At 70.6% G+C, this 16,429-nt stretch carries 16 protein-coding genes; 13 read left to right on the top strand and 3 right to left on the bottom strand.

Annotated features, from left to right (window positions below; translation table 11 throughout):
- Nucleotides 1–14 precede the first annotated feature (14 nt).
- The 7 genes from ACH34S_RS01805 (at nt 15) to ACH34S_RS01775 (ending at nt 7,906) form a co-directional block, all read left to right on the top strand.
- Nucleotides 15–536, top strand: coding sequence for a hypothetical protein (locus ACH34S_RS01805; RefSeq protein ID WP_395950574.1), 522 nt, complete (start codon nt 15–17; stop codon nt 534–536).
- 15 nt (nt 537–551) lie between these two features.
- Nucleotides 552–1,106 carry a hypothetical protein gene (locus ACH34S_RS01800; RefSeq protein ID WP_395950573.1) on the top strand — a complete coding sequence of 185 codons (555 nt, stop codon included), beginning with the start codon at nt 552–554 and terminating at the stop codon, nt 1,104–1,106.
- A gap of 152 nt (nt 1,107–1,258) precedes the next feature.
- Complete coding sequence (locus ACH34S_RS01795; RefSeq protein ID WP_395950572.1) at nt 1,259–1,915, top strand: hypothetical protein; 657 nt, start codon at nt 1,259–1,261, stop codon at nt 1,913–1,915.
- 96 nt (nt 1,916–2,011) lie between these two features.
- Complete coding sequence (locus tag ACH34S_RS01790) at nt 2,012–4,147, top strand: DUF6801 domain-containing protein (protein WP_395950571.1); 2,136 nt, start codon at nt 2,012–2,014, stop codon at nt 4,145–4,147.
- Between the two features lie 72 nt (nt 4,148–4,219).
- Complete coding sequence (locus ACH34S_RS01785) at nt 4,220–5,044, top strand: hypothetical protein (RefSeq protein ID WP_395950570.1); 825 nt, start codon at nt 4,220–4,222, stop codon at nt 5,042–5,044.
- A 341-nt stretch (nt 5,045–5,385) separates the two neighbouring features.
- Nucleotides 5,386–6,636, top strand: a complete 1,251-nt coding sequence (locus ACH34S_RS01780) for a helix-turn-helix domain-containing protein (RefSeq protein ID WP_395950569.1) — start codon at nt 5,386–5,388, stop codon at nt 6,634–6,636.
- Between the two features lie 106 nt (nt 6,637–6,742).
- Entirely contained in the window at nt 6,743–7,906 is a 1,164-nt protein-coding gene (locus tag ACH34S_RS01775) for a hypothetical protein (protein WP_395950568.1), read from the top strand.
- Between the two features lie 15 nt (nt 7,907–7,921).
- Here ACH34S_RS01775 and ACH34S_RS01770 read toward each other — a convergent pair whose 3' ends face one another.
- The 3 genes from ACH34S_RS01770 to ACH34S_RS01760 form a co-directional block, all read right to left on the bottom strand.
- Nucleotides 7,922–8,593 (bottom strand): TetR/AcrR family transcriptional regulator, encoded by a 672-nt coding sequence (locus tag ACH34S_RS01770; RefSeq protein WP_395950567.1) that lies wholly within the window; start codon nt 8,591–8,593, stop codon nt 7,922–7,924.
- A 40-nt stretch (nt 8,594–8,633) separates the two neighbouring features.
- Complete coding sequence (locus tag ACH34S_RS01765; protein WP_395950566.1) at nt 8,634–9,419, bottom strand: lytic transglycosylase domain-containing protein; 786 nt, start codon at nt 9,417–9,419, stop codon at nt 8,634–8,636.
- Between the two features lie 228 nt (nt 9,420–9,647).
- The gene (locus ACH34S_RS01760) at nt 9,648–10,232 is read right to left on the bottom strand and encodes a MarR family transcriptional regulator (RefSeq protein ID WP_395950565.1); all 585 of its coding nucleotides are present in this window, start codon (nt 10,230–10,232) and stop codon (nt 9,648–9,650) included.
- Between the two features lie 340 nt (nt 10,233–10,572).
- Between ACH34S_RS01760 and ACH34S_RS01755 the strand changes: the two genes are divergently transcribed.
- From ACH34S_RS01755 to ACH34S_RS01730, 6 genes are read left to right on the top strand one after another with little or no spacing between them, the layout of a single operon-like run.
- Nucleotides 10,573–11,376, top strand: coding sequence for an MlaE family ABC transporter permease (locus ACH34S_RS01755; RefSeq protein ID WP_395950564.1), 804 nt, complete (start codon nt 10,573–10,575; stop codon nt 11,374–11,376).
- On the top strand, nt 11,376–12,230 hold the full coding sequence (locus ACH34S_RS01750) for an ABC transporter permease (RefSeq protein WP_395950563.1): 855 nt from the start codon (nt 11,376–11,378) through the stop codon (nt 12,228–12,230). Before ACH34S_RS01755 ends, ACH34S_RS01750 begins: the two co-directional genes overlap by 1 nt.
- Nucleotides 12,227–13,300: an MCE family protein gene (locus ACH34S_RS01745; protein ID WP_395950562.1), complete on the top strand. Its 1,074-nt coding sequence runs from the start codon at nt 12,227–12,229 to the stop codon at nt 13,298–13,300. Before ACH34S_RS01750 ends, ACH34S_RS01745 begins: the two co-directional genes overlap by 4 nt.
- The gene (locus tag ACH34S_RS01740) at nt 13,297–14,379 is read left to right on the top strand and encodes an MCE family protein (protein WP_395950561.1); all 1,083 of its coding nucleotides are present in this window, start codon (nt 13,297–13,299) and stop codon (nt 14,377–14,379) included. Before ACH34S_RS01745 ends, ACH34S_RS01740 begins: the two co-directional genes overlap by 4 nt.
- The gene (locus ACH34S_RS01735) at nt 14,379–15,401 is read left to right on the top strand and encodes an MCE family protein (RefSeq protein ID WP_395950560.1); all 1,023 of its coding nucleotides are present in this window, start codon (nt 14,379–14,381) and stop codon (nt 15,399–15,401) included. The genes ACH34S_RS01740 and ACH34S_RS01735 overlap by 1 nt, the downstream gene beginning before the upstream one ends.
- Nucleotides 15,401–16,429, top strand: coding sequence for an MCE family protein (locus ACH34S_RS01730; RefSeq protein ID WP_395950559.1), 1,029 nt, complete (start codon nt 15,401–15,403; stop codon nt 16,427–16,429). The genes ACH34S_RS01735 and ACH34S_RS01730 overlap by 1 nt, the downstream gene beginning before the upstream one ends.

Here is a 16,429-nt window from a genome sequence, read left to right as displayed (position 1 = left end):
GGGAAAGGGGTGGAATGCAGGTGACCGAGACCGCCGATCCGCTGGTCAGGGTGGCGCTGGCGGTGACCGTGGCCGCCGCTTCGGCGTGCGCGTGGTTCGGCTACGCCTACCGCTCCGCGTCCGCTGACGACTCGCTGGCCTACGCCGCCGAACGCGACCGCGTCCTCGCCGCCGCCGACCAGGCGATCGTCAACCTCAACACGCTCGATCACCGCAGCGTGGACGCGGGCCTGAAGGTCTGGCAGGACTCGTCGACCGCCCAGCTCTACGACGAGATCGTCCAGGGCCGTGCGCGGCTCAAGAGCGATATCGAGAAGGCCGGGACGACGAGCTCCGCCAAAGTCGTCGAATCGGCGCTCACCGAACTCGACGCCCGTGCCGGAAAGGCCGCCGTCATCGCCGCCGTGAACGTGACGATCACCCGCGCCGACGGGAGGCCGGTGAGCAATCTGCGCAGATTCGCGGGGCAGCTCACGCGAACGTCCTCGGGCTGGAAACTGTCGGCCCTCGGCCAGGCCCCGACCGGAACACCCTGACGAGGAGCGGCACCCATGGCAGCAGCGATCAGCACGCTCGGACGGGCGGTCCCCGGCTCCGGCCGCAGCCGCCTCATCGCGTTCCTCGGCGCCCTCACGGTCGCGTTCGGCGCGGCCGCCGCCTGGCTGCACGGCCAGACCGGCGAGCTGACCGGCGCGGCGTCCGCCCGCAACGACGCGCTCAGCGACAACGGCCGCACGGCCGAGGTGAAAGGGCAGATCACCACGGCCGTGAACACCGCTTTCTCCTACAACTACGCCGATGTGGCCAAGACCGAGAAGGCCGCCAGGGAAGTGCTCACGGGGAAGGCCGTCCAGCAGTACGACCAGCTCTTCGCGCTCGTCCGCCGGCAGGCGCCCGGGCAGAAGCAGGTGCTCACCACCACGGTCACCGACTCGGCGGTCAAGTCCCTTTCCGGCGACGAGGCGCGCCTTCTCGTCTTCGCCGACCAGCGCAACACCCGCACCGACAAGAACCAGACGAGTTACTCCGCCGCCGTCTTCGCGGTGAACGCCGTCAACGTCAACGGCCGCTGGAAAATCACCACCATCGACACCATGGCGCAGTGACAATGAATCAGAGATCGAAAACGCACTTGATGACAATGGCCCGAACAAATTCAGAAAGGGTCGCGATAAGTATTGATAGCCAGGTTACTGGTGCGTATCTTCAAGGTAGTGGCCGCTAAAACAAAAACCACCATGAGGAAAGCAGAACCGGCATGCGAAAGCTCATCCGTACCTACCTCGCCGCGGCCGCCGTCGCCGCGGCCGGCGTCGGCCTGACCGCGGCCCCCGCCCACGCGGACGCGACCTGGACCGTCGTCAACGGCGGCTCGATCACGGCGTCCAACACCGGGAACGTCATCGCCGAGAACCTCACCACCGGCGCGGTCGTGACGTGCACCGACTCCACGGCGAACGCCACCGTCCCGAACAAGGCCGGCGGCGCGAACCCGCTCGGCTCGGTGACCGGCGTGACGTTCGCGACCCCCGCCAACCCCGACGGCTGGTGCGACGGCCCGGGCGGCCTGTTCGTCCACCTCATCCCCGAGAACCTCCCCTGGACGCTGGAAGGCACCACCTACACGGCGCCCGAGACGATCGGCAGGCTCACCGGCGTGAAGGCGCGGCTCGAGGCCGACGACGGCTGCGTCGCGACGATCACCGGCCCGGGCGGCGGCACGGGGACGGTCGACGGCAAGTACAACAACTCGACCGCGAACCTCACCGTGCTCGGCGGCACGTCGAACAACCTCGAGGTCGCCACGGTCAACGCGTTCTGCGACCCGCTGCTCATCAACCCGGGCGACAAGGTGAAGCTCGACGGCACCTACCACGTGAACCAGTCCCCGGCCCCGCAGATCAGCAGCCCCTGACACGCCGTCCGCCCGGCCTCGCCGGGCCCCGATCCCTGCCGGGGGCCGTGCCGTGCCGCCGCGCCGGCGCGGCCCCCGTCCCACGATGAGGACCACATGCACCTGACGCCCAGACGCGCCGCGTGGACGGCCGGGTTCACCGGCTGCTGCACGGCCGCCGGACTCCTCGCCGGACCGCTTCCCGCCCGCGCCGCCCTGGCGGCCGAGATCCCCTACACCTGCGCGACCGACGTCGCGGTGCACCGGGTGACGGTGCGGGTGGCGGGCGGCCGGACACCGGCGCGGGCTTCGGCGGGCGAGGCGATACGTCCGGGAAGGGTGTCCCTGGATCTCGCGGTCCCGGAGGCGCTGAAGAGGGAGATGCTCCGGGACGTCCCGACCGCCGCGCCGCCCGCCACTCCGGCGGCGAGCGGCATGCGGCAGGACGAGACGGCGCGCCTGACGGGCGTGGCGAACCTGTCGGTCGTCGTCTCCCAGGGTGGCCGGGCATCAGGGGAGGAGACGAACTGGCCGGTCTTCCACATCCGCGAAAAGGGCGGCGGAACCGGCGCGCTGCGGCTCACCGGAGAGGGACCGGTGCCGGGCGTCGTACCCCCGGCACCGGGTCATGTGACCTGGACCGCCGCCCGCCTGGCATTCGCGCTCACCACGAACACGGACGGGACGACCACATCGAGCCCGGCAATGGTCTGCACCCCCGAACGTAAGGTGATCCTGGGCTCGGTACCGGTGGGTCTCGCAAGCAACCGCCAGGCAGGCACCACCCCGTCCACGCAGTCCGCAGCCGGAAACGCTGCACGCCTCCCCGAATGCATCCGGGTGCCGGACTACAGAACCGACCCGGCATGGGATTTCAACGAGGACCCACGGTTGCTGGACGTCTTCGACACCCCCTCCCTCCCCGACCCCAAGGCCCCGGAGAACTGGGTGGAGAACCCGGCCGACCCCTCCCGCCGCAGGGGCGTGCCGTACTGCATCCGCGCCGCCGGTTTCGCGAACGTCAAGAAGGTCGGCGCGGCCACCCCGGTGGCCGCGCTCACGCTGCTCCGGCGGGCCGTCTACGGAATGGCGGCCAACCGCGCGACGGGCAACACGGCCAACTACTTCCAGCAGCGCGGCTATTTCAACACCGAGGCGATGCCGTCGACCGCGTCGGTGCTCTCGTTCGGTTTCATGCCCACCACCGCGACCGCGAGGGTGCAGCAGGTCGCCCCGCCCGGCTCCGGCTCGACGGGCCTGACGACAGGGAACCTGCGAACGGATCTGGCGCTGAACGCGGGCCGTCCCGGAGCCAAGCGCGACGGTGTCGAGATCGGTGACGAGACATGGACGAAGGCATTCGTCCAGATGGGCGTCGGGGAGACCTCCGTCAATGGCGTCCGGCTCGACCTGGGCGAGAAATGCGGAACCTCGCCGACGATCCTCTACCTCAACACGTTCACCGGCGACTACCGGACCGGCCGCCTCAACATCACCGACGGAAGCGCCCTCACCGGACACATAGAGATACCGAAGTTCGCGCATTGCGGCGTCGGCGAAGACCTCAGCCCGCTGCTGACGGCGAGCATCTCCGGGCCTGGAAACTACGTGCAGATCGAGTCCGGGCCCTGGTGCAACACGAACGTCTCCACCGAGAAATGCGACGAGACCACGGAACCCACGACCTGGACCGTGGCTCCCGGCGGCCCGGTGACCATAACCCAGGCGCCGCTGGTGCTGGTCGGCCCGGCCGGGACGGAACTCAGATGCGATTCCCTCGTGATGAAGGGGAAGCTCAGAGAAGGCCACTGGAACAGCCGCTTCGTCGTCGGGAAGTTCGGCGACGTGCGCTTCAACGGCTGCACGCAGCGCACCGCCACCCGGACGAGCCCGGTGGAACTCGCGGCGGTCGGCACGCCATGGGCCTTCAGCATCAACGCCCCGAATCCCGACGGCACCGCCTCGGTGCAGATATCGCGGGTCTTCTTCACCGCGGATCTTCCGGCCGGACAGAGCCGCTGCAAGGTCCGGTTCGGGGCCAGGGATGCCAATCTGCCCGACGAGAAGCCCGCCGAGATCCAAGGGGACTACGACAACGCCTCGCACAGCTTCACCGTTCCGGCCGGTGCGCAGCTGAAGATCAACGGCGCCGGCTGCGCGACCCCGCCGCCCGGATTCGAGGTCGGGTCGCTGCACGCGCTCGGCGGCGGCGCCTACGTCTTCGATCCCGCCCAGAAGATCACCCAGCCCTGACGGCCGCCCGGCCCCCCTCCACCGCCGGCGACCCGGATCCGGACGCACCCCGAACGTCGAAAGGACAGCACAGTGAAGACCTCGTTCAAGAGCATCGCCCGAATCGCCGTTCCGGTGGCCGTCACCGCGACCGCGCTCACCCTCTCCGGCGGAGCCGTCGCGCAGGCGTCCCCGGCCGCTCAGGCGGCCCCGGGCGCCCCGGCCCTGGCGGACGACCCCATCCCCACCTTCGACTTCACCGACTGCCCGGCCCTCCCCGCGGGGTCGGCGCCCAGATCCTCGCTCTGCTTCAACGCCGTCGTCACCAGCGGCCAGATGGTGCTCGGGAAGTTCACGCAGAACCTCACCAAGCCCATCAGGATGACGTTCGCGACCGCCTACAACCCGGACACGCGGGTGCACACCCCGGTCTTCGGGCGGATGCGCTCCGACAAGATGCTCGTCATGCCGGGCATCTTCGGCGACCCGATCCTCACCGCCGTCTACGCCAGGCCTGAGTACGCTGGCGGATTCGACATCAAGAACTTCCAGGTCAAGCTGAACCTCAAAGTCCGGCTCACGAACCCGTTCCTCGGCGGCACCTGCCTGATCGGCGACGACCGGGACCCGATCCGGCTCGACCTGATCACCGGCACCACCAGCCCGCCGCCGCCCAACACCCCGATCACCGGCAAGCCCCCGGTGATCATCGGCACCGACGGCACCACCGTGACCCGGTCGCTCGGCCATGTCGACAACTCGTTCTCGGTGCCCGGCGCCCGCGGCTGCGCCCTGGACATCGGCCTGGTCAACCAGATCGTCAACGCGCAGGCGGGCGTCCCGTCCGCCGCGGGCCGCAACACGATGATCTTCAACGAGTACGTCGGCTACCGCACCTACGCCACGTTGCCCGCCTGACACCGCCGCCGTCCTGACCGAGCTGTCTCTCGTCAGGAAGCCCGGCCCGTACCCGCCCGGCGGCCGATCCCGCCGGGCGGGTGTGAGCGAAAGCGCGAACTCGACGCCGAGTGTCACGGCTTATTGACACAGCGGTGAATTTGCGTTTTCTTTACTTTCAGGCCTGACACAAGTGATCTACCTTCAATGTGGTTCGGCTCACATGACGCGGGGGGCGTGCAGGGGTCCCCCGCTCGGCGCGCCCTCGACGTCCCGCCGCACCGCCGACCGTCCGGGACGCCGGGCGCCCCTCCCGGCGACACGCCAGGGCCCGCGACGGCGGCGTTCTCGGAGGTGTGCCGATGGCGCAGACGATGACGCCGGGAGTCGTGCGGCGGCGGACCAGGCTGCCGCGCAGGCTGGCCGTGCTGATGCGGCCGGAACTGCCCACCCTCGCGCAGGAGATCGTCCACGAGGTGCGCGGGACCATTCCCGAATACGGCCGCCAGCTCAAGGGCCCTTATGTGGAGGCGCTGCGCATCGGCGTCGAACGCGCGCTGACCGATTTCGTCGAGCAGGTCGCGAACCCGCTGGCCCCGCGCGAGCGGCATTTCGAGACCTACCGGCGGCTCGGCCGCTTCGAGGCGCAGGAGGGGCGGACGCTCGACACGCTACAGTCCGCGCTCCGCCTCGGCGCGCAGGTCGCGTGGCGCCGCATCATGAAGGTCGGCCCGCGCAGGCACCTGTCGCCCGAGGTCATGGCGCAGCTCGCCGACGCGCTGTTCGCCTACATTGACGAGCTCGCCGCGCTGGCGCTGGAGGGCTACCTGGACGCGCGGCCGGACGGCGAGGCCGAGAGCCACCGGCGGCGGCTGCTGGAGCTGCTGATGCGCCCGCTCGGGTCGCCGCGCGTGCTCGCCGACGCCGCCGGACGCGCCGGCTGGCAGATCCCCGACGAGGTCACCGTGGTCGTGGCCCCGCCCGGCGCGCAGTACGTGCGGGCGGCGCTGGAGGACGACGTGCTCGCCGACCTCACCGCGGCCGAGCCGTTCCTCGTCGTGCCGGGCACCCTGACCCCGGAGCGGCGGCAGGCGCTGCTGCGCGTCCTGCCGGACGGGCGGCTCGTCGCGGGACCGGCGGTCCCGGCCGGGCACGCCGCCGACTCGCTGCGCTGGGCGCGGCAGGCCCTCGGGCTGGTCGAGTCCGGGGTGCTCGGGGACGGCCCGGTGACCGACTGCGAGGACCACCTGATCACGCTGCTGCTCCTTTCCGACCAGGCCCTCATCGACCAGCTCGCGCGCCGCCATCTCGGCAGGATGGCGCAATTCAGCCCCCGCCAGCGCGACCGGCTGCTGGACACGCTGCACGCCTGGCTGGTGAGCCGCGGAACGGCCGCCGGAATCGCCAAGGAGCTCGATATCCATCCGCAGACCGTCCGTTATCGGATGCGCCGCCTCGAAGAGATCCTGGGCGACCGGCTCACCGATCCCGACGCGCGTTTCGCGATCGAGGCCGTGCTGCGCGCGAAGTGGCTACGTGATCATGCGACGGCGGAGAAACGAGCACTTGTTGACAATCGGGGAACGCCGGATCGGCGCATCATCAGCAACTGACAAGGACCTTGACGCGCGGGGTTGAATGATCTCCGCATCGCATGCTTCCATCCCATAGGACGCAATTCAGACGGGATGGTCGCGACGCGGCGGAGGTGTTCTCAGGGTGGGTTCACGATCGGCCCGTTCGGTCCTGGCAGGGCTCGCCGCGACGGCGGTCGTCGCGCTGGCGGGCGCGCCCCCGGTCATCGCGGAACCCACTCCGGACCCCTCCGCGACCGCCACCGACGCCCCCAGCGAGCCACCGACCGACCCGCCCGCCACCGACCCCCCGACCGACCCGCCCACCGACCCGCCAACAGATCCACCCACGGACCCCCCGACCGACCCGCCAACGGACCCGCCCACGGACCCGCCAACAGATCCGCCGACGGACCCACCAACCGATCCGCCAACCGACCCCCCGACGGATCCGCCGACCGACCCGCCCACTGATCCACCGGGCCCGACCGACCCGACGGATCCGCCGACCGGGCCCGGCACGCCGAAGGCTCCCGAGCTGGCGCTCGGGCTGACGGTGTCGGAGGCGACGATGCGTCCCGGCGGCTCGGTCACCGCGACCGTGCGGGTGTCGTCCAGGTACGCGACCGCGGGGAACACCGTCCTGCGGCTGTCGGCGTCCGGCGCCTCGGTGAGCCCGCGGGCGCGGAATCTCGGCACCGTCGGCGCCGGCGGAGCCGCCACCCTGGCGACCGTGCGGGCGCCGTCCGACGCCAGGCCCGGCCTGATCACGGTGCGGGCCGCGGCCTCCGCGACCAAGGCCAGGGGCGTGTCCCGCAGCTACAAGCTGATCGTCACGGACGCGTCCGGCGCGCCGCCGCCCGGGGTGAGCCTGGCGAACCTGCCGCCCGGCGTCCCGCCGCTGACCCCGTCCGGGTTCAACCCGCTCGCGGGCATGAGCGGGCCCCAGGTGGTGTTCCCGCCGATCGCCCAGCCGCAGGTCGCGCCGAGCCCGGCGCCGCTGGTTCCGGTGTCGGGCCTGCGGGAACTCCCGGACGAGCCGCTCACCGTCCAAGATCTCGGCGCGCTCCAGGCCGGGTTCCTGGCGGCGCTCACGGCCTCGGTCACGTTGCTGCTGCTCAGGCTGCGGCTGATGCGCCGTGCGACCGACGTCCGGCCGCCGCGGGCCGTCCGGCGCCGCGCCCGGAGCGCGGGGAAGCGGCTCACCGCCGCCAGGCTGCGCGCGCTGCCGCCGCAGCCCGCCGCCCGGATCCGCCCTGCCAGGCCCGCCCTGTTCCCGCTGCGGCAGGCCCGCCCCGCGCGCCTGTGAGCAGGGCGGCGCGGCTCAGCGGGCCAGGCGGATGAGGATGCGGCACACCTCTTCGATGATCTCCGTGGCCTCGGCCTCGCTCTCGGCCGTGGCGATCTCCCGCCCCGTCTCGCCGATGACGGTGGTGAGGACGAGGCTCAGCACCTGCTCGGGACGTCCGGCGGGCTCCTCGGGGGACGGCCCGCGCAGCAGTTTGGTGTTCTGCGCGATCCAGTGCTGCCCGCGGCTGCGGCGCATCAGCGACGACCCGGACGGCCCCTCGCCGCCGAGGAACAGCCGGGCGGCGTCCCGGCGCTCCCAGCACACCCGCAGGTAGGCGCGGGCGCCCGCGATGAACAGCGCGATCGGGTCGGACTCGCCGCTCTTGCGCGCCGCGGACACTGCCTGCGCGGCGCTCGCCTCCTGCTCGGCGCTGAGGTCCTCCCACAGCGCCACGTACAGCCCGGCCTTGCCGCCGTAGTGGTGGTAGAGGCTGCCGACGCTGATCCCGGACCGCTCGACGATCTCGGCGATGCCCGCGTCGGCGTAGCCGCGGTCGGCGAAGACGTCCAGCGCGGCGGTCAGCAGAGCCTGCCGCGTGGCGTCGGCCCGGGCCCACTGCCGCCCGCCGCCACCGCCGCCGCCCGCGCCGCCGGTGCCGTCATCGCCGGTCGCCTCGTCGTCCTCGTGGGGCCTGCTCGTCCGCATCCCCTCATGGTGCCAGCCCGCCCCAGGCGGGCACCGCGACTCAGTACCAGTTGTGGGACTGCCAGAACGACCAGGCGCCGCACGGGTCCTTGTAGCGGGCCTTGATGTAGCCGAGGCCCCACGCGATCTGTGTCGGCGTGCTGGTGCGCCAGTCGTTCCCGGCGCTGGACATCTTCGAGCCCGGCAGCGCCTGCGGGATCCCGTACGCGCCGCTGGACGGGTTCTCGGCCCGCTCGTTCCAGCCGCTCTCGTGGTTCCACAGCGTCAGAAGGGACGGCCAGCAGCGATCCCACCCCTTGAGGGCGTTCATCTTCTTGCCGTACGCCTTGTTCTGCGCGGAGCTCGGGTTCAGCTTGGCGAGGCGCTCCTTCTCCTGCTGCGCCTTCAGCTTCGCCCGCGCCGCCGCCTCCTTCTTGGCCCGGCGCTTCAGCTCCTCCATCTCGCGCTTGTGCTTCTCGTAGGCGCGCTGTTTCGCGGAGGCGACCGCGTCCGCGACGACCGGGTTCATGTCGGTCGCCGTCAGCCTGGTGAGCATCTCGTTGGTCGACAGGTCACCGGCGGCCATCTTCGGCGGCTTGGTGCCGTCCTCGCCGGTGAAGCGGCCGATGTCGACGAGCACGACCGCCGCGACGATCGCGACCAGCGCCACGATCATGATCGTGACGTTACTCGTCAGCACCTGCCGGATCCGCCGTTTCCGCGACGGCGGGACATCGCCCGGCGGCATCCCGCCCCCGCGCGGGTCATAGGGGTCATAGGGCGCGTACGGGCCGGGCCCGCGCTCGCCGCGCGCGCCGGGGGCCTCGCGGGGCGGGGGTACCTGCACGGCGTCGCGACCGCGTCGCTCCGATCGCCGCGGCCCGGAACGGGCGCGCCGGGAGGTGTCGGGGGGACGTCTGCGCGTGCCGTGACTCTGTGGCATAGGAGAAGACTGCCTTATCGCCCGGGGTGGTGTTGTCGTCCGTGTGATGATCCACGAACGAGGGCCGGCCGTCCATGGACGAGTTCCATCAGGTTGTCCATCCGCCTGTACGGGAGCCGGGTGACCAGAGGTTCACCCGTCGCGGTGCCCCCGGTCCCGTCCCGCGCCAGGGTTCAAGAGTTCCACATCTCCGGCCGCGAGGCGCGCCGGTTGCAGCGCTTCGAAGATCTCGCGGTGCCGCCCGTCGAACGCGGCGAACTCCCCGCTCGGCGACTCCAGTGCCAGGCTGACCTCGTTGGCGCGGTCGCGCCCGGCGCCGGTGATCTCCACGAGGGTGGCCCGCCGGTCGCGCGGATGGCGGCTGCGGGCGACGAGGCCCGCCGCCTCCAGCTGGTCGACGGTGAGCTTCACCGTCGTCGGATGCATCATCAGGATCCGGCCGAGCGTGCTCAGCCGGGCCCGGCCGTGGACGGTGAGCGCCAGCGTGGTCAGCAGGAGGTAGCCGGTCCGGGTGAGGTCGAGCCGCTTCAGCTCGGTGTCCAGGGCCTTCTTCAGCAGCTGGTTGAGCCGGCCCACCGCGCAGATCGCCATGAACGGCCAGGGCCCGCCGCGGAGCCCCTGCTCCTCCCAGCGGTCGCGGACCCCCATGACCAGCGGGTCGACGCCGTCCGCGGCATCGGCCGCGAAGCCCCAGGTGTCCGCCGTGTCGGCCGCCATACCCGCCGTTCCGTCCCCTCCGGTGTCGTCTCGCGCCTCGGTTCGCACCGGATGATCTTAGCCGCCGGCAAATCAGGATGTAAGTACTCGCTTCTTAGACCTTCTTCCAATAGAGTGCCTCAGATCACATGCGGTGCCCGAGTGCTTGCTTGGGCGCGGGCCCCGCTTGTGGTCCCGGTCTCCGCCGAGACCGCGGTGGCGCGCGAACGAGTAAAGAGCAGGTCGAGCGCGCCCCGTGCCGTGGCGGGGCGCCGGAGTATCGGATGAGCGCCGACGTCCGAGAAGCGAAGGAGGCTGGGTTGCGTCCTCACCGAACCCCCCTGGGGGAGGGCACCGGCTGATGGCCCTGAGCCTCGCGAAGGCCCCGGACCTCGCGCGCAGACGCGTCGGGCGGACGCTCGACGAGACCGGGCTGCTGTGCGTCACCCTCCTGGAGGGGCTGCGCCGCACCTGGGACGTGCGCCAGTGGTGGGGCGAGTTCATCGAGCAGTGCTGGTTCCTGGCGCGCGTCACCGCCGTCCCGGTGATGCTGATCGCGGTGCCGCTCGGCGCGACGATCTCGCTGCAGGTCGGCGACATCGCCCGGCAGCTCGGCGCGCAGTCCGGCACCGGCGCGCTGCTCACCGCCGCGATGATCCAGCAGGTGGCGCCGCTGGCCGCGGCGCTGCTGGTCTCCGGCGTCGGCGGGTCCGCGATCACCTCCGACATGGGCGCCCGCAACATCCGCGACGAACTCGCGGCGATGGAGGTCATGGGCATCAACCCGGTCCACCGCCTGGTCACCCCCAGGCTGTGGGCGGCGAGCACGGTGTCCCTACTGCTGTGCTCGGTGGTGATCCTGGCGGGCGTCCTGGGCGGCTACTACTTCAACGTCATCCAGCAGGGCGTCAGCTCCGGCGCGTTCTTCGACGGCGCCACGACCCTGCTGCAGTTCCCCGACCTGGTGATCACCCTGTTCAAGGCGTGGGTGTTCGGCTTCATCGCCGCCGCCGTCGCCTGCTACATGGGCATGAACTGCGACTACGGGCCGGTCGGCGTCGGCCGCGCGGTCAACAGGGCGGTGGTGGTCACGTCGATCGTGGTGTTCCTGACGAACTACGTCCTCACCATGATCTACCAGGTTCTCTTCCCCCCGAGGTTCTGATGGTCGCCATTTCCCCCGTACGCAAGCTGGGCCGGGCCGTCCGGGGCCGGACCGCCGGGCTCGCCGGCTCGGCCGACCTGCCCGTCTTCCTCGGCCGCGTGCTGTACCACCTGGTCGTCGACATCATCATCCGGCGCAAGTACGGCCGGACGCTCGCCAAGCAGGTCAGCGACATCACCGTCGGCGTCGGCGCGCTCGTCATCGGCGGCGGCATGATCTTCGTGATCGCGACGATGTCGCTCGCCACCGGCGCCATGGTCGGCCTGCAAGGCTACCCGGGGCTGGAGCGGATCGGCGCGGAGGCGTTCACCGGGCTGGTGGCGAGCTACTCCAACGTCCGCGAGGTGACCCCGATCATCGCGGGCGTCGCGCTGGTCGCGCAGGTCGGCACCGGGTTCACCGCCGAGATCGGCGCGATGCGGATCTCCGAGGAGATCGACGCGCTGGAGGTCATGGGCATCAACTCCCTCGCCTACCTGGTGTGCACGCGCGTCGCCGCCGGGGTCATCGCGCTGGTGCCGCTGTACCTGGTGTCGCTGTTCATGGCGTTCTTCGCGACGAGGTTCATCACGATCCAGTACTTCGGGCTCTCACCCGGCATCTACGACTACTACTTCCACCTCTACCTGCCGCCGATCGACGTGTTCTACAGCGTCATCAAGGTGGCGGTGTTCGCCTTCATCATCATGTTCATCCACTGCTACCGCGGCTACTACGCGGCGGGCGGCCCGGTCGGCGTCGGCGTCGCCGCGGGACGCGCGATCCGGGAGTCCACCATCCTGATGATCCTGATGAACCTCGTCCTGTCCTACATCTTCTGGGGGCACGGCAGCACGGTGAGGCTGACCGGATGAGCGAGGAGACGCTGTCGAACCGCTCCCGGACCATCTTCGGGCTGGTCGGCGCGGGCGTCATCGCGGCCGCGACGGTGTTCGTCGCGGTCGGCTCGACGCCGTCGCACGAGGGCTCCACCTACTACAACGCGACGTTCGGCCGGGCCGGGCAGGGCCTCGACCCCGGCAAGTCGGACGTCAAGATCCGCGGCATCGCGGTCGGCACCGTCGACAAGATCACCCTGGTGGACAGCGGCCGGGTCAACGTCCGGTTCCGCGTCGACAAGGGCATCAGGGTCGCCGACACGACGGTCGCGGCGGTCGAGCCGGTCTCGGTGTTCGGGCCGAAGGACCTCGCGCTCGAGCTCGGCGCGCACGAGCTGTCCGGCCCCTACCTGGACGACGGCGGCAAGATCGCCAAGACGCGCGACCCCGAGGAGCTGTCCGACACCGCCTGGCCCACCTACAAGCTCACCCGGGCCATCAACCCGGACGAGCTCGCCACGATTCTGCACACGTTCGGCAGCGGGCTCTCCGGCCAGGGCCCCGCGCTGAACCGGACGATCGACAACGGCGCCAAGGTCGTCGACGCGACGTACCGGAGCCGGGCGGCGATCAGCGCGCTGCTCGCCGACCTCAACGGCCTGTCCGGCACGCTCGGCACCCGCGGCGACACGATCTCCGGCCTCGCGGGCGACTTCAACCGGCTCTCGCGCACCGTCAACGAGCGTCCCGACAAGATCTCGCAGCTGCTCGACGAGTCCGGGCGGCTCGGCGACACGCTCGGCACCAACCTCCAGCGGCACGGCGGCAACCTCGGCAACATCATCGACTCGGGCGGCCAGGTCGTCGCGGTGCTGAACGGTCAGCGCCGCAACATCCCCGTGCTGCTGGACAGCCTGAACGGGTTCTTCAACCTGCTGGCGCAGGTCATCCGCATCCCCGGCCCGGAGGGCACGCTGATCGCCCAGATGCGCGACGACCTCCCGCTGGACATCTGCCAGATCCTCATCGACATCTGCCCCGCCAAGCCGGCCACGACGGCGTTCACCGCCCCGCTGTCCCGCACGTCCACCGGGGGGCGGCCGTGAGCCCGCGCGGGCGCGCCAGGTCCGCGCGCGGCCCGGCCCGCTCCACGACGCTGAAGTTCGCGGTGTTCGTGGCGGTCACCGGGCTGCTGACGTTCTTCATCGGGCAGCAGATCCTCGGCACGAGCTTCGCCTCCCGCTACCGGCTGACCGCGACGTTCGACGACGTCACCGGCCTGCTGGAGGGCGACGACGTGAAGGTCGCCGGGACGCCCGTCGGGCAGGTGAAGGGCATCCGGGTCGAGCGCGGCAAGGCCGTGGTCGACCTGGCCGTGGACGACGACGTCCGCGTCCCGTCCGACTCCACCGCCTCGATCCGCTGGCGCAACGTCATGGGCCAGCGGACCGTCTACCTGGAGCCGGGCCGGGGGCGCGAGATGCTCGGCGACGGCGACCGCGTCCCGCACACCAGGTCGGTCGTGGACCTCGGCGCCATCGTCAACGACCTCGGCCCGCTGACCCGCAGCCTGGACCCGGACCAGCTCAACAAGATCCTCTTCTCGTTCTCCCAGGCGCTGGAGGGCAACGAGCAGAACGTCACGCTGCTGACCGACAACCTGGACGTGCTGCTCCAGACGTTCGCCGCCCGCCGCAAGACGATCCAGAAGATGATCGACGACTACGAGACGGTGAGCGCCGCGGTCGCCACCCGCGACAAGCAGATCGCGGCGAGCATCGACAACCTGGAGTCGCTCACCAAGGTCTTCGCGAACAACCGCCGGCTGCTGGAGAACGCGGTCGTCGAGGTCTCCGGCGTCACCACCAGCCTCAACCAGGTGCTCGGCGGCAACGACGCGCAGCTCGGCCGCATCATCGACAACCTCGGCAGGTTCAGCGAGACGTTCCGGCTGAACGTCGCCCAGCTGGAGAAGATGGTGCAGCAGCTTCCGCTGACGCTGCGGCAGCTGTTCGCGTCCGCCAACGGCGGCCACTACCTGCGGACGAACGCGCTCTGCATCAACATCATGCAGGGCCCCTGCCCGTTCCCGATGCAGCTGCCGAGAGCGCCCGGCACCGACCAGCCGTCCGCGGCCGATCTCGCCAAGCTGCGGAAGATGCTGCTGGCGGGGGGTGGCCGCTGATGGCGCTGAAGTCGCTGCGGGACGTCGACCACAAGATCGTCGCGATCGTCACCCTGTCCGCGCTTGCCGCCGGATGCGTGTTCGCGTTCGCCATCGGCCAGCTCCACCTGCTCGACCGCGGCTACACGATGAGCGGCGAGTTCAGCGACGCCGCCGGGCTCAAGAAGGGGCAGGACGTCCGGGTCGCGGGCGTGAAGTCGGGCCGGATCACCTCCGTCGAGCCGGACTTCGAGCACGGCAAGATCATCGTCACCTGGCATGTCGACGCCGGGATCGACCTCGGCCCGAAGACCCGCGCCGAGATCCAGACGACGACGCTGCTCGGCGGCCGGTACCTGCGGCTGTCCGGCCCGGTGGCCACGCCGTACATGGCGGACGTGCCCGAGTCGCGGCGCCGGATCCCGCTGTCGCGCACGAGCGTCCCGTTCACCGTCCCGGACGCGCTGGAGGGCGCGCAGAACATCGTCGGCCGGCTCGACCAGAAGAGCATCGACCGGCTGCTCACCCAGGTGAACAAGATCGAGTCGCCGGGCGCGGCGAAGCTGAACCGCGTCCTGGTCAACATCCAGGACATGTCCCGGATGCTCAACGACTCCTATCCGGAGATCCAGAAGCTGATCGAGAACAGCAAGACGATCACCGGCACGCTGGCCGGCAAGGACGAGCAGCTCCGCGAGATCATCAACGCCAGCCAGGTCCTGCTGCGGACGCTCGTCAACCGGCGCAACGAGCTGGCCGCGACGATCGGCCAGGGCAACCGCACCGTCCAGACGCTCTCGAACGTGATCTCCAGGAACCAGAAGGAGCTCAACACGCTCCTGGACAACCTGCATCTCCTGACCACGAGGCTCGCCCCCAACATGGACGCGCTGAACACGAACTTCTCGCTGCTCGGGCCGACGTTCAACCAGCTCGCCATCCTCAAGGGCAACGGCCCGTGGGTGGAGGGCGTCCTCACCGGCCTCGGCCCGCTGCAGCCGCCCGGCCCGATCTCCAGCCGCCGCTCGCAGGGAGGCAACTGATGAGCTGGGGCAAAGGCATCGCGATCGCGGCGGGCCTGGCGATGACCGCGTCGCTCGGCGGCTGCTCGATCACCCCGTCCGGCGGCGGTGAGCGGACGATGGTCGTCTACGTCCCGAAGGCCCGCTCCTTCTACAAGGAGTCAAAGGTCAAGGTGATGGGCGCGGACGTCGGCCTCGTCGAGAAGGTGGAGAACCAGGGCGACAAGGTCAAGGTGACGTTCCATCTGCGCGACGACGTCCCGCTGCCGAAGGGCGTGCAGGCGTCGATCGTCCCGCTGAACCTGATCGGCGAGCGCAACCTCGTCCTGCATCCGGCGTGGAAGCCGGGGCAGCCGAAGGAGACCTCCAACGTCATCCCCATCGAGCGCACCCACGTGCCCGTCGAGGTGGACGACGCGCTCAGCTCGTTCACCAACCTCGCGAACGCGCTCGACCCGACGAAGATGCAGAGCGCGCTCGGCAACGCCGCCGACACCGTGAACGGCAACGGCAAGGAGTTCAACGCCACCCTGGAGCAGAGCGCCCGCCTGGTCGAGAACGTCGCCGGGCAGGACAAGGAGCTCATCGAGGTCGCGCGGAACCTCAGCCGCCTCGCCGGGGTGGTGCGCGGCCGCGAGCAGGTCCTCGGCGCCGTGATCCGGGACTTCGGCGAGGCCAGCCGGGTGCTCGCCGCCGAACGCGGGGAGCTCCAGCAGCTGATCGGCGGCGTCCTGGAGCTGGCGGACAACGGCGACAAGCTGATCCAGAAGTACAAGGGCCGCCTGCCCTACGACCTGGCCGTCCTCACCCGGGCCGCGCTCACCCTCAAGGGCAACGCGAAGGAGCTGGCGCAGCTGATCCACGCGCTGCCCGGCATCAACGAGCTGCTCCTCAACGGCTACAACCCGAAGAACAAGTCGCTGCAGATCCGCTTCGCCACCGACGCGTTCCTGCGGACCTGGCTGAAGGGCCTGCTGAACGACGACGACGTCGGCTGCCCGCTGCCCGCCCCGAACTCCAACTGTCCCTGGCAGAACGGAGGCAACTGA

The sequence above is a fragment of the Actinomadura sp. 3N508 genome (genome assembly GCF_044326375.1).
Lineage (GTDB): Bacteria > Actinomycetota > Actinomycetes > Streptosporangiales > Streptosporangiaceae > Spirillospora.
Note: the sequence above shows the minus strand (reverse complement) of the source record. Positions and strands in the feature narration are given on the sequence as shown.

Excerpts from the sequence above, each read along its gene's own strand:
- ACH34S_RS01805 (WP_395950574.1), top strand. The coding sequence starts at position 15 with ATGCAGGTGACCGAGACCGCCGATCCGCTGGTCAGGGTGGCGCTGGCG.
- ACH34S_RS01800 (WP_395950573.1), top strand. The coding sequence starts at position 552 with ATGGCAGCAGCGATCAGCACGCTCGGACGGGCGGTCCCCGGCTCCGGC.
- ACH34S_RS01795 (WP_395950572.1), top strand. The coding sequence starts at position 1,259 with ATGCGAAAGCTCATCCGTACCTACCTCGCCGCGGCCGCCGTCGCCGCG.
- ACH34S_RS01790 (WP_395950571.1), top strand. The coding sequence starts at position 2,012 with ATGCACCTGACGCCCAGACGCGCCGCGTGGACGGCCGGGTTCACCGGC.
- ACH34S_RS01780 (WP_395950569.1), top strand. The coding sequence starts at position 5,386 with ATGGCGCAGACGATGACGCCGGGAGTCGTGCGGCGGCGGACCAGGCTG.
- ACH34S_RS01770 (WP_395950567.1), bottom strand. The coding sequence starts at position 8,593 with ATGCGGACGAGCAGGCCCCACGAGGACGACGAGGCGACCGGCGATGAC.
- ACH34S_RS01760 (WP_395950565.1), bottom strand. The coding sequence starts at position 10,232 with ATGGCGGCCGACACGGCGGACACCTGGGGCTTCGCGGCCGATGCCGCG.
- ACH34S_RS01755 (WP_395950564.1), top strand. The coding sequence starts at position 10,573 with ATGGCCCTGAGCCTCGCGAAGGCCCCGGACCTCGCGCGCAGACGCGTC.
- ACH34S_RS01750 (WP_395950563.1), top strand. The coding sequence starts at position 11,376 with ATGGTCGCCATTTCCCCCGTACGCAAGCTGGGCCGGGCCGTCCGGGGC.
- ACH34S_RS01745 (WP_395950562.1), top strand. The coding sequence starts at position 12,227 with ATGAGCGAGGAGACGCTGTCGAACCGCTCCCGGACCATCTTCGGGCTG.
- ACH34S_RS01735 (WP_395950560.1), top strand. The coding sequence starts at position 14,379 with ATGGCGCTGAAGTCGCTGCGGGACGTCGACCACAAGATCGTCGCGATC.
- ACH34S_RS01730 (WP_395950559.1), top strand. The coding sequence starts at position 15,401 with ATGAGCTGGGGCAAAGGCATCGCGATCGCGGCGGGCCTGGCGATGACC.